This window comes from Rhodothermales bacterium, from assembly GCA_039944855.1.
GTDB lineage: Bacteria > Bacteroidota > Rhodothermia > Rhodothermales > JANQRZ01 > JBBSMX01.
Genome location: JBDUXZ010000031.1, coordinates 128,206 through 139,704, shown reverse-complemented (window position 1 = coordinate 139,704; position 11,499 = coordinate 128,206). Strand labels below are relative to the sequence as shown.

At 69.9% G+C, this 11,499-nt stretch carries 11 protein-coding genes; 6 read left to right on the top strand and 5 right to left on the bottom strand.

Annotation, left to right across the window (positions count from 1 at the left end):
• Positions 1–92: 92 nt before the first annotated feature.
• The 4 genes from icmH to ABJF88_16005 all read right to left on the bottom strand — a co-directional run bounded on the left by icmH (position 93) and on the right by ABJF88_16005 (position 4,193).
• Entirely contained in the window at positions 93–818 is a 726-nt protein-coding gene (gene icmH, locus ABJF88_16020; protein MEP0548444.1) for a type IVB secretion system protein IcmH/DotU, read from the bottom strand.
• 12 nt (positions 819–830) lie between these two features.
• Entirely contained in the window at positions 831–2,186 is a 1,356-nt protein-coding gene (gene tssK, locus ABJF88_16015) for a type VI secretion system baseplate subunit TssK (GenBank protein MEP0548443.1), read from the bottom strand.
• 109 nt (positions 2,187–2,295) lie between these two features.
• Complete coding sequence (gene tssJ, locus ABJF88_16010; protein MEP0548442.1) at positions 2,296–2,781, bottom strand: type VI secretion system lipoprotein TssJ; 486 nt, start codon at positions 2,779–2,781, stop codon at positions 2,296–2,298.
• Between the two features lie 35 nt (positions 2,782–2,816).
• Positions 2,817–4,193, bottom strand: a complete 1,377-nt coding sequence (locus ABJF88_16005; protein ID MEP0548441.1) for an FHA domain-containing protein — start codon at positions 4,191–4,193, stop codon at positions 2,817–2,819.
• Positions 4,194–4,431: 238 nt separating this feature from the next.
• On the opposite strand from ABJF88_16005, the gene ABJF88_16000 reads away from it, so the two are divergent.
• Complete coding sequence (locus ABJF88_16000; protein ID MEP0548440.1) at positions 4,432–6,030, top strand: T9SS type A sorting domain-containing protein; 1,599 nt, start codon at positions 4,432–4,434, stop codon at positions 6,028–6,030.
• Here ABJF88_16000 and ABJF88_15995 read toward each other — a convergent pair.
• Entirely contained in the window at positions 6,027–7,082 is a 1,056-nt protein-coding gene (locus ABJF88_15995) for a DNA topoisomerase IB (GenBank protein ID MEP0548439.1), read from the bottom strand. The two genes, ABJF88_16000 and ABJF88_15995, sit on opposite strands and share 4 nt — an antisense overlap.
• A gap of 160 nt (positions 7,083–7,242) precedes the next feature.
• Between ABJF88_15995 and ABJF88_15990 the strand changes: the two genes are divergently transcribed.
• From ABJF88_15990 to ABJF88_15970, 5 genes are all read left to right on the top strand, one after another.
• Positions 7,243–7,671: a SufE family protein gene (locus tag ABJF88_15990; GenBank protein MEP0548438.1), complete on the top strand. Its 429-nt coding sequence runs from the start codon at positions 7,243–7,245 to the stop codon at positions 7,669–7,671.
• Between the two features lie 24 nt (positions 7,672–7,695).
• Positions 7,696–9,258, top strand: coding sequence for a cysteine--tRNA ligase (gene cysS, locus ABJF88_15985; GenBank protein ID MEP0548437.1), 1,563 nt, complete (start codon positions 7,696–7,698; stop codon positions 9,256–9,258).
• On the top strand, positions 9,255–9,683 hold the full coding sequence (locus ABJF88_15980; GenBank protein ID MEP0548436.1) for an HD domain-containing protein: 429 nt from the start codon (positions 9,255–9,257) through the stop codon (positions 9,681–9,683). Before cysS ends, ABJF88_15980 begins: the two co-directional genes overlap by 4 nt.
• Before the next feature lie 56 nt (positions 9,684–9,739).
• The gene (gene hemB / locus ABJF88_15975; protein MEP0548435.1) at positions 9,740–10,738 is read left to right on the top strand and encodes a porphobilinogen synthase; all 999 of its coding nucleotides are present in this window, start codon (positions 9,740–9,742) and stop codon (positions 10,736–10,738) included.
• Between the two features lie 117 nt (positions 10,739–10,855).
• Positions 10,856–11,365, top strand: a complete 510-nt coding sequence (locus tag ABJF88_15970; protein MEP0548434.1) for an HhH-GPD-type base excision DNA repair protein — start codon at positions 10,856–10,858, stop codon at positions 11,363–11,365.
• Positions 11,366–11,499 lie beyond the last annotated feature (134 nt).

Genomic DNA, 11,499 nt, shown 5'->3' with positions numbered 1-11,499 from the left:
GTTCGCCTCGATCGGGAGGCGGGCGGTGCGTCGGGAAAGCGGAGAGGCGGGCGCGATGCGGAACAACGGGCTCGCCGGCAGCGCCGGAGCGCTTAGGGGTCTTGAATCACGAACTCGATGTCTTGGGCCACCTCGTCGGCCGTGCTGGAGATGTAGAAGCTCATGCCGAGGTAGACGACGAAACTGAGCACGACGGCGACGGCGACGAACACCCACGCTGGCACCCGGCTCTTCACCTCGTCGGCGACGGTGTCGCGGGGCTGGCCGTGCGGGGCGAGCGTCGTCGCGTTCATGCCCGGCTGACGCGCCACCTCGGCCTGCGTCTCCTCGATCAGCCCGCGGAGCTGCTCCTGCCCGTGGAGCTGGAACTTGCCCTTGAAGCCGAGCGCCATGCAGAGGTAGTACACCTCCAGCACCTCGGCGTGGAGGCTGGGGTTGGCGCGGAGCCCGTCGAGCCGGTGGAAGAACTCCTCGCCCGCGTCGTAGCGGTTGAAGAGCTCGAGCTGGAGCGGCTTGGCGAGCCAGCGGTCTTTCTGGCTCCAGTCCGACGAAAGCAGCGTCTCGTCGAGGAAGGCGACGAGGGCGAATTCGGCCTCGCGCACGTCCTCCGGCGCGTGGCCGGTGCGGACGGCCTCGCGGCGCGTCTTGTCGAGGAGGCCTTTGATCTTGCTCCGCAGCACCTCGGAGTCGCCGAACTCGTGCCCGGCGCGGAGCTGGAGGGTGAGGGTGAAGCACGGGGCGTAGACGTCGGCGAGCCGGCCGCCAGCCTCGTCGAAGCTGACGCGGAGCGAGGACGTATCCGCAGCGAAAGAGGGCATAGATCGTCAGGATCAGGCGGCGATGAGTTCCATCTGCAAGCTGCTGAACTCGGCGGGGATGAAGAGGGCGATGCCGCCGCTCTGCTGGATGGCCTCCCAGAACGGCCCCCGCTTCTGGAGTTGGAAATACGTCGCCTTGTCGTCCATCGGGACACCGGACGGGAGGCGGTTCGTGTGGTCCACGCTGAGCGCCCGCGTGTAGCTGCGGAGCACGGCGTCGATCGTGTCCGGCGAGGCGACGCGGATCATCTGCGGCAGCGTCTGGGTGAGCTGCGCCTCGGGGATCACGTCGGTGCGGGCGATGAGGAAGAACTGCGCTTTCTCGAGGAGGGCCCCGTCCGGGCGGGCGACGTAAAGGTTCTCGCGCTGCTCTTCGAGCGGGATCCGGTGGTAGTTCGCCTTCGGCGCGGCGCCGCCGAGCACCTCCATCAGGATCGCGTCGAGCGCGCCGAAGCAGGCCGTGAGGTCGGCGTGGTTGTAGACGGGGTAGTCGCGGGGGGCCGTCGAGACACCGGGGGTGAAGGCGGTGAGATGGCCGGCGAGGGCGAGGAGCGTCGTGTAAAGCGCTTCGGGGTGGCTGCCCGCCCCGGCGTGGTGGTGGTTCAGGAGGGGGACGTAGGTGCTCGCGGCGAGGTGGAGCCCGAGGACCGTGAGGTCGGCCGGCGAGAGCTCGCGCTGCTGCGTGACGCCGCGCCACCGCTCGGCGAGCGTCGTGCTCCGAGCGACGAGGAGTTCGAGCGCCCGCCGCGCGAGCTGCATCAGCCGCGCCGAGGCCCCGATGCTGAGGCACGTCGGCACGAACGACTCGCGCAGCTCGAACAGCCCCGAGTCGTTGCGGGTGACCTCGGCGATCTGGATCGAGGTGAACTCCTGGAGCCCCTCGCTCGCGAACCCGATGCGGAACTTCGGCTGGGCGACCTCGACCTCGCGCTCGTCGGCCCCCGTGTTCTCGTCGGGGAGCTTGACAGAGGTGGAGGCGTAGCGGGTCGCGCGGGCAGCGGCGGCGCCGTTGCGAGCGACGTTGCCTCCGCTCGGCCGCTCGGCCGGGAGCGAGAGCAGGATCGACATGCCGGAGCCCGTCGCGGCGAAGCTCTCGGCGATGCTCCGCGGCTCGGGCAGCGGCCCATCGCTGGGGAGGTCGAAGGGGAAGCCGTCGGGCATCACGCCGGCGCACCGCAGGAGGGCGACCTCCCCGTTCGCCAGCCGCTCCTCGTCGATCGAGAGCGCCGTCACGCCCCACCCGTGCCGCATCATCGCGCCGACGCGCGCGTTGAGCACGTCGCGGTGGTAGCGGTCCCACTGTTGGAGGTGGTGGGGGTCGAGGGTCATCCCCTCGTACCAGACAACTTTGCTGCGCTCCTGCGCCATAGTGGGTCCGATCTAATCCTGAGCGCGCGGCCCATCCGCGCGCGTCCGCCTTTCGGCATAAAGTACGAGAAACCGAGCGCTTCTCAAGCCTATTCCTGCCGGCCCTCGCTCACTCCACGCGCACGAAGAGCCGGTTCTCACCGACGACCACAGCCATAGCCTTACCCCGCACGTCGGAGACCGGGTAGATCTCGCGCCAGTGGTCGGGGTCGGGGTCCCGGAGGTCGGCCGCGATCGCGAGGAACTGCGTTTTTTCGTCGAGGACGATCCGGACGATCTCGGTGCTCTCGGGGAACAGGAGCACCTCGCGCTTGGCGCCGAGGAGCTCGCTGCCGAGTACCTGCTCGTCGCTCTGCCAGAATGCCTGGACGGGCGCGCGCTGGAAGTTGGCGTCGCCGGCGAGCTGGTAGATCCGCAGCACGGCGGCGTTGCCGCCCCCGTTGAGGTCGCTCCCCCCCACGACCGTCACCGTCAGCGGCGGCTCCGGCGGCGGCGGCGGCGGCGGAGCCGAGCTCCGGCACCCAGAGAAAACGGCGAACACGCCCGCGAAGAGGAGCACGTGGAGGACGCGGTGCGAGAGGGAACGCAAGGGCATAGGTCGGGGAGAGTTCAACAGGGGAGAGCGGAGAGTTACAGCTTGCGGCGGGTCATGCGGGCGAGGTAGGCTTTGATGAACGCGGGCCGGAACGCCCGCCGCTCGGCCACCGACCAGTCCTCGCCGCCGAGCTCGCGGTGGATCTCTTTGAGCCGGTCGAGCACGACCGGGCTGCGGAACTGGGCCACTTTGTACATCGCGCCGCTGCCTTCCACCTCGGCCTCGATCGGCGCGGGGTCGACCTCGTCGAGCAGCCGCTTGGCGCCCTGCTGCACGCTCGCTTTGTACCCGTCGAGCATGGCGAGCTGGTGCACGGCGACGGCGTCGGTGGCCTCGGTCAGCGCCGCGAGCCGGCGCTCCTGCTCGCTCGGGTCGGGGTGGGGCTCGGTCAGATAGGCCTTCAGTTCGGTGGCGTTCATCTCGTACACGAACGTCGACTCGCTGGACTGCACGATCGTCTGCCCGATGAACTCGTGCCGGAAGCGCCACGGGATGGGCGCGAGCTTGGCGACGGCCTCGACGAGCGTGTCGAACACGCGGCCGCCCGCCGGGGCCGGCCCGCCCTGCGGGGCGTACGCGGGAGCGGGCGGAGGGGTGGGCGGCGTGTACGCCGGGGCTTGCGGGCTGGGCGGCGGTGCCGCTTGAGGCGGCGGCGCTTGAGGCGGGGCCTGAGGCGGGAGCTGAGGCGGGAGGTCGGCCGGGAGGACCGACGGCGGCATGAACGGCTGGAACGCCGACGCCGAGGTCTGAGCGAAGGGGTCTCCTCCTTTCGCCGGGGCCGCCGGCGGGGCGGCCTGAGCGGGTGGCGGAGCGTACGGAAGCGCAGCCGGCGGCGCGGGGAACGGTTCGGACGCCGTCCCCCCGGCCATCGCATCGCCCCCGAGCAGCTTCGCCACGATCACGCCCGGCTCGTCGCCGCCGCCGATCATCGCGGATTCGAGCGCGTCGCGGAGCGCGTGCGTGCGCTGCCCGGCGTCGGCCCCGGCGTAGACCCGGCGGAGGTTGCCGAGCACCTCGGCCAGCTTATCGGCCGACGCTTCGAACGGGTTTTCGAAGCTCGCGATGAAGACCGTCCGCTGCTCCTCGGGCGCGCTCGGGGCTTCGGGAAAGAACTGGACCTCGAACTCGCCGATCTTGAAGCGGTCGCCGGGGTTGAGGAGCGTGGGCTGGCCCGAGGTCAGCCGCTTCCCGTTGAGGTAGGTGAAGTTCTTGCTGCCGAGGTCGACGAGCTCGAAGCCGGCGTCGGACTCGCGAATCTCCGCGTGGTGCTTGCTCACGACGCGGGCCGGGTCCGGAAGCGTGAGGAGGTTCGCGTTGTCCCGCCCGATCATCACCGTCTCCTGGTCGAAGACGTACTCGTCCGGCGCGGCATTGTTATCCCCGGAGTGGGTCACCAGCAGCTTGATCGGCATAGCTCGATTCGGGACGTTAGTAATTCCTTCAGACACACGCGCTCCCGGCGTGAGTCTGAAGGTAGGCGGCGTGCCCTCAACAAGCAAGATGCCTCGCCCCTCCCACCGAACCGAATCGCGCCGAGAGCCCCGACGCGCCCGCCGCCGACGCCGAGGCACTTCCCGATGCCTCCCTTGAGGCTCTCTGACGTGCTTGCTATCCTAACCGAAAGAACCGACTATTCCTTCCGTGCCCCCTATGCGCCTCTCCGCTACGGCCATCGCCCTTCTCCTCCTCGCCGCCGCATCTCCCCTCGCGCAGACGCCCGGCAATTGCGACCCCGGGACGGCCTCCGCCGACCTCGACATCAGCGACGTCCGGGCCACGCTCCTCAACAACGGCAACTTGTTCTACGGACCCGCCGACGGCGGCTTCGTGCAGAGCGCGTACGTCGTTCCGAAAGAGTCCGGTAACACCGCCATCTTCGCAGCGAACCTGTGGGTCGGCGGCACGGTCGGTGGCGAACTCCGCGTGGCGGCAGCGACGTTCCTCGACTTCGACCTGTGGCCCGGCCCGTTGGAAGACGGAGCCACGCTCCCCGATCCCGACGACTGCTCGGACTGGGACCGGATCTGGGTGGTGAGCACGCTCGACGTGCAGGCGTACGACGCCACCGGCATCGCCACGGCCGACCTCGCCGAGTGGCCCGCCGAACTCGGCGCCGAAGTGGTCGATGGCGACGGAGTGAGCGGCAACTACAACCTGGCAGGCGGCGACCGGCCGCGCATCTACGGGAGTCAGACGGCGTTCTGGGTGATGAACGATGTCGGCAACGAGCACGTGCGGTCCGAGTCCGAACCGATCGGGCTGGAGGTGCAGGCGACGGCCTTCGCCATCTCCAGCCCCGACGCCGCCTTCGACCAGGCGACGTTCTACCGCTACCGCCTCGTCAACCGGAACACGCTCCCGCTCGAAGACGCCCGCCTCTCCGTCTGGGCCGATACCGACATGGGAGATGTGTCGGATGAATACGAAGGCGTCGACACGACGCGCGGCCTCGGCTACTACTACAACGCGAGCGAGACGGACAGCCGCTACGGCGTCCCTCCGGCCGCCGGGTTCGATTTCCTCGGCGCCGGGTTGGGAAGCTTCCGCTATGCCACTAACTCATCAGGCCCATTGAGCGACCCCCGCCTCAAAATTGAAATAGATCGCACGCAGCGGGGGCTCTGGAACGATGGTACACCCCAGACGGCCTCAGGGATTGGATATGGGACGGATGGCCCCGTCACGGTCTGGGCGTTTCCCGGCGACCCGGTCGCGAACGAGTGCTGGAGCAACACCAACAACTGCGAGGGCGGAGCCAACTCGGGAGGTAACCACCGCATCATCCCCACCGCGCCGCCGTTCTCGCTCCAACCCGGCGAGGCGCGCATGTTCGACATCGCGTTCCTCTTCGCGCAGGGGACCAGCAACCTCGACTCCATCACCGAACTCCGCGCTGCGAGCGACCGCGTGCAAGCCGCCTACGACGACGGCTCCCTCTTCGACGCGCGGCTGCCCGTCGCCAGCGAGGGCCACGCTGCCAACCCGAGCACGCTCCGGCTCCACGCCGTCTACCCCAACCCCGCGCGCGACCGCGCGACGGTCGCGTTCTCCCTCGCCGAGCCCGGACCCGTCCGCCTCGCGGTGTACGACGTGCTCGGCCGCCGGGTGCGCACGCTGGCCGAGGGCCCGCTCGCGGCGGGCGACCACACAACGGCCTTCGACGCGGCGGGCCTACCGATCGGGATCTACCTCGTCGTGCTCGAAGCGGGCGGCGGGCGGCAGGCGCAGAAGGTGATGCTCGTGCGCTAGCTTGGGAGCCGGTCCTTCAGCACGCTCAGCACGGCGGCCTCGGCCGGCTCTAACCCCGACGGCGTGTTGCCCGCGTTCCGCCGCTTCATCGCGTCGAGCAGGCCGCCCTCGCAGTACGCCGCGACGATGTCGGGGTGGACGTAATACTTCCGGCACACGGCGACGGTGTTGCCGAGCCCGGCCGCCACCTCCTTCACCACGTCGAGGCAGTGGCGGTCGGCGGCGGTCTCGTCCTCGGCCTCGCCGCGCGCGCGGAGGGCTTTGGCGGCGAGCACGGTGCCGCCCCACGTCCGGAAATCTTTGGCGCTGAACGCCGCCCCCGTCGTCTCGCGGAGGTACGCGTTCACGTCGCCGGAGCCGATGGCGTCCTTGTCGGAGCCGTCGTAGTACTGAAAGAGGGTGTAGCCGGGGATGTCGCGGCACCGCTTCACGAGGCGGGCGAGCTTCCGGTCCTTGAGCGCGACCTCCTGCTCCTTCCCGCTCTTGCCGACGAACGAGAACCGCACCTCGGCCCCGTCGAAGGCGACGTGGCGGTCGCGGAGCGTGGTGAGCCCGTAGGAGTCGTTGGCCTCGGCGTACTCGGGGTTGCCGATGCGGATGAGGGTCTGGTCGAGGAGGCGGACGGCGAGGGCGAGGACCTTATCGCGGTCGAGCGTTTTGCGGCCGAGGTCGCTCTCGACGCGGCTGCGGAGCGCCGGCAGCGCCTCGCCGAACGGGACCATCCGGTCGAACTTGACCCGGCCGCGCACCTCGCCCCACCGCTCGTGGTAGCGGTACTGCTTGCGCCCTTTCTCGTCGCGGCCCGTCGCCTGGAGGTGGCCGTTGGGGAGCGGGCAGATCCAGACCTCGTCCCACGCGGGCGGGATCGCGAGCGCTTCGACGCGGTCGCGCTCGGCGTCGGGGACGAGGTCGCCGTCGGGGTCGTGGTACGAGAAGCCGCGCCCGCGGCGGCGGCGCGCGAGGCCGGGCTCGGCGTCGGTGACGTAGACGAGCCCGGCGGCTTCGGCGGTGCCCTGCGGGTCGGCAGCGGGGAGATCGGGAGACGGAGACATGCGTAACGGCGAGAGGGGAACGCTGTCAACCGCGCGGCCCGGCCCGAGGTTCGCGGCACTGACAGGGGATTCCGCCCCATCTTCACCCGCGTGGCACGGACCTCAGCGGCACGGTCCCGTGTTAGTCGATAGAATTGAACGCCGCCAACCCTGCCCTGCTATGCCTGACTCCACGACGACTCTCCCCCCGAAGCTCCAGACCTACGTGGACGAGTTGGGCTCGCTCGACGACAAGACGGCGCGCTACCTCCTCCTTCTCGACTACGGCAAAGAACTCGGCGACTACCCCGCCGAGGGCAAGGTGAGCACGTACCTCGTCCCCGGCTGCGTCTCCCGCGTCTGGCTCGACGCGCAGCACCGGGGCGGGACGATGCATTTCCGCGCCGCCGCCGAGGGCCAGATCGCGCAAGGCATGGTCGCGATGCTCGTCAACGGGCTCAACGACGAGACGCCTGAGACCGTCCTCGCCGTGGACCCCGCGTTCATCCGCGACGCCGGCCTCGCCGACAGCCTCACGCCCGCGCGGCAGGGCGGCCTCGCCTCGATGCTCCAGCGCATGCAGCAGGCCGCCAAGCGCTACGCCGACTGATCCCCCGACACCTCCTTCTTCTGTATGGACACCTCGCCCGAGCTGACGCTCTACAACACCCTCACCCGGCAGGCCGAGCCCGTCGAGCCCACGCAGCGCGATGCGGAGGGCCACCCGCTCCTCCGCGTCTACTCCTGCGGTCCGACGGTCTACTCCTATGCCCACATCGGCAACTTCCGCACGTTCCTCACGACCGACCTCCTCCTGCGGACGGCGCGGGCGCTCGGCTGGCGGACACGCATGGTGAGCAACGTCACTGACGTCGGCCACCTCACCGACGACGACATCGCCGACGCCTCGGGCGAGGACAAGATGGCGAAGGCACTGCGCTCGAAGGAGGGCGAGGGGTTCGAGAACGTGTGGGACCTCGCCCGCCACTACACCGACGCGCTCCTCGACGACTGGCGCGCGCTGAACCTGCTGGAGCCCGACGTCCGCCCCCGCGCCACCGAGCACGTCCGCGAGCAGATCGAAGCCGTCGAGGCCCTCATCGAAGCCGGTCACGCCTACGAGACCGCCGACGGCGTCTACTTCCACGTCCCGAGTTTCCCCGACTACGGCAAGCTCAGCGGCAACCGCGACGCCGAGGGGCTGGCGACGGGCGCGGCGGCCGAGACCCGCGCCGTCGTCACCGACGCGGCGAAGCGGGACCCGCGGGACTTTGCTCTCTGGAAGAAGACGACGACGGATCAGGCCGGCCACCTCATGCGGTGGTACAGCCCGTTCGCCGAGGGCACGCCGTGGGGCTTCCCCGGCTGGCACATCGAGTGCTCGGTCATGGCGCGGCAGTACCTCGGCGAGACGATCGACGTGCACACCGGGGGCGAGGATCTCATCTTCCCGCACCACGAGTGCGAGATCGCGCAGGCCGAGAGCCTGACCGGACAGCCCTTCGCCCGCGTCTGGCTCCACACCCGCTTCCTCCGCGTCGAGGGCGAGCGCATGGCGAAGTCGAGCGGCAACTTCTTCACCGTTCGCGACCTCGTCGCACCCGAGAGCGAGGGCGGGCGCGGGATCGACCCACTCGCCGTCCGCTACGCCCTCATCTCGGGGCACTACCGGAAACCGCTCAACTTCACCGAGAAGAACCTCAAGGCCGCCGTCAAGCTCACGGCCCGCATCCGCCACGCCTACGACGTGCTGATCCCGCAGGGCGAGGCCGCCGGCGGCGACGCGCGCGACGAGGACCGCGCCCTTGAAGAGCTGCTCGACAACGCCTACGACGACGCGCTCGCCGGGCTCTGCGACGACCTCAACACGCCCGTCGCCCTTCGCGAAGTGCTCGCCGGCGTCGGCCACATCTCGGCCCACGACCTCAACGCGCCCTCGGCCCGCGCGGCGAAGTCGTTCCTCGACCGCGTCAACGCCCTCCTCGGGATCGTAAATCACGAAGGTGACGGCGCGCCCGCCGATGCCGCCGACCCGCTCGCTGAGCAGGTGGACGCCCTCATCGCCGAGCGCGTCGCCGCCCGCACCGCCAAAGACTTCGCCCGCGCCGATGCCATTCGCGACGAGCTCGACGCGCTCGGGGTCGAGGTAATGGACTCGCCGCAGGGCTCGACGTGGCGCAAAAAAGTGAACGCATGAGCGCGGGCATCGAAGACGCGATCGAGATCGCCGTCGCCGCGCACCGCGGGCAAACCGACAAGGCCGGGCAGCCGTACGTCCTCCACCCGCTCCGGCTCATGGCGCAGTTCCGCGACGAGCCCGCGCAGATCGCCGCCGTGCTCCACGACGTGGTCGAGGACTCGGATTGGACGCTCGACGCCCTCCGCGCGCGCGGCTTCGCCGACGACGTCGTCACGGCCATCGATTGCCTGACACGGCGCGAGGGCGAGTTGTACGAGGCGTTCATCGAGCGCGCCGCCGTCCACCCCATCGCCCGCCGCGTCAAGCTCGCCGACATCGACGACAACCTCGACGTCCGCCGCCTCGGCGACCTCACCGAGCGCGACCGCGAGCGGCTCGACCGCTACCGCCGCGCCTGGCTCCGGCTCACGCAGTACGACTGACACCATTCCCCACCTCGGGCGCAGCGTGCTGCGCCCCTACGGTCTTCCCCACCCCGATGCCCCCTCCCCTGCACCGCCCGCGCCGGCTCCGACGCACCGACACTATCCGCCGGATGGCCCGCGAGACGCGGCTCTCCACCGACAACCTCATCATGCCTCTCTTCGTGATCGACGGCGAGGGCAAGCGCGAGCCGGTGGACGCGATGCCCGGGCAGTTCCGCTTCTCGATCGACCGGCTCGTCGAGGAAGCGCAGGAAGTGTTCGACCTCGGGATCCCCGCCGTCGCCCTCTTCCCCGCCCTCCCGGACGCGCTTAAAGACGCGATGGGCAGCGAGGGCACGAACCGGAACGGCCTTTTCCCGCGCGCGATTCGCGCCGTCAAAGCCGCCGTCCCCGGCCTCGTCATCGTCAGCGATGTTGCGCTCGACCCGTACTCGTCGGACGGCCACGACGGCATCGTCCGGGACGGCTACGTGGTGAACGACGAGTCGCTGGACGCGCTCGCCCGGATGGCCGTGGTGCAGGCCGAGGCCGGGGCCGACGTGATCGCGCCGAGCGACATGATGGACGGCCGCGTCGCCGCCATCCGCACCGCGCTCGACGAAGCGGGCTTCAGCCGCACCGCGATCCTCTCGTACGCCGCGAAGTACGCCTCGTCGTTCTATGGCCCGTTCCGCGCCGCGCTCGACTCCGCGCCGCGCCAGAAAGCCGGCGTGCCGACAGACAAAAAGACGTATCAGATGGACCCGGCGAACGCCCGCGAGGCCCTGCGCGAAGTTCTCCTCGACCTCGACGAGGGCGCCGATATGGTGATGGTCAAGCCCGCGCTCGCCTACCTCGACGTGATCTACCGCGTTCGCGAGATCACCGACGTGCCCATCGCCGCCTACCACGTCTCGGGCGAGTACGCCATGCTCCACGCCGCCGCCGAGCGCGGCTGGCTCGACCTCCGCGCCGCCGCGCTCGAAGCCACGACCGCCATCCGTCGCGCCGGCGCCGACCTCATCCTCACCTACTTCGCCAAAGACCTCGCCCGTTGGCTCCGCGAGGGGTGAGGGGACGCGTCCCACCGCCGACCCGTACAGACGCAGCATGCTGCGTCTCTCCCTCCGATTCGCTCCCCATCGCCGACCGTGCAGACGCCCCGGCGGGGCGTCCCTACCTCTGATTCTATGTCGATTGCAGCCGACTACTCCGAACTCGACGGCGGGCTCGTCCGCATGCTGGACCGGCTCCAGCAAGAAGGCACCGCCACGAAGGACCCCGACGCCGACCAGTTCCTCCGCGACGACGCGAACGCCGTCGTGCTCGGCCTCCTCTTCGACCAGCGCGTGCTCGCCGAGACGGCGTTCTGCGGCCCGCTCAAGCTGAAGCAGCGACTCGGCCACTTCGAGATGCGCCGGATCGCGGATCACGACGCCGACGCCTTTAAAGAGGTGTTCGCCCAGTCACCGGCCGTCCATCGATTCACGAACACGATGGCCGACCGGACGCAGGCCGTCGCCCGCCTCCTCGCCGACGAATACGATGGCGACGCCGCGAATCTGTGGGCCGACGGGGCCGACCTCGCGACGGTGGAGAAGCGGCTGCGGAAGCTGCCGGGCTTCGGCCCGCTGAAGGCGAAGAAGCTGAAGTTCTGTCTGTATTACTTCCAGGATCTCGACCTCTCGGCGAGGGGCTGACCGCCGCCGCGGAGACGGCCCGCCGCAACCTCGCATCGGCCACGGTCGTTATCATCAGGGCAGGTTTACACCGGAGCCTGCTGCCATCCGGGCGTCGCGCGCCCGCGCAGCAGGAACTCCCCCTCACCCCCCCG

Bases quoted from the DNA above. Each gene is read 5' to 3' on its own strand.
- ABJF88_16000 (MEP0548440.1), top strand. From the start codon at position 4,432: ATGCGCCTCTCCGCTACGGCCATCGCCCTTCTCCTCCTCGCCGCCGCA.
- ABJF88_16005 (MEP0548441.1), bottom strand. From the start codon at position 4,193: ATGCCGATCAAGCTGCTGGTGACCCACTCCGGGGATAACAATGCCGCG.
- ABJF88_15980 (MEP0548436.1), top strand. From the start codon at position 9,255: ATGAGCGCGGGCATCGAAGACGCGATCGAGATCGCCGTCGCCGCGCAC.
- cysS (MEP0548437.1), top strand. From the start codon at position 7,696: ATGGACACCTCGCCCGAGCTGACGCTCTACAACACCCTCACCCGGCAG.
- tssJ (MEP0548442.1), bottom strand. From the start codon at position 2,781: ATGCCCTTGCGTTCCCTCTCGCACCGCGTCCTCCACGTGCTCCTCTTC.
- ABJF88_15990 (MEP0548438.1), top strand. From the start codon at position 7,243: ATGCCTGACTCCACGACGACTCTCCCCCCGAAGCTCCAGACCTACGTG.
- ABJF88_15970 (MEP0548434.1), top strand. From the start codon at position 10,856: ATGTCGATTGCAGCCGACTACTCCGAACTCGACGGCGGGCTCGTCCGC.
- tssK (MEP0548443.1), bottom strand. From the start codon at position 2,186: ATGGCGCAGGAGCGCAGCAAAGTTGTCTGGTACGAGGGGATGACCCTC.
- hemB (MEP0548435.1), top strand. From the start codon at position 9,740: ATGCCCCCTCCCCTGCACCGCCCGCGCCGGCTCCGACGCACCGACACT.
- icmH (MEP0548444.1), bottom strand. From the start codon at position 818: ATGCCCTCTTTCGCTGCGGATACGTCCTCGCTCCGCGTCAGCTTCGAC.
- ABJF88_15995 (MEP0548439.1), bottom strand. From the start codon at position 7,082: ATGTCTCCGTCTCCCGATCTCCCCGCTGCCGACCCGCAGGGCACCGCC.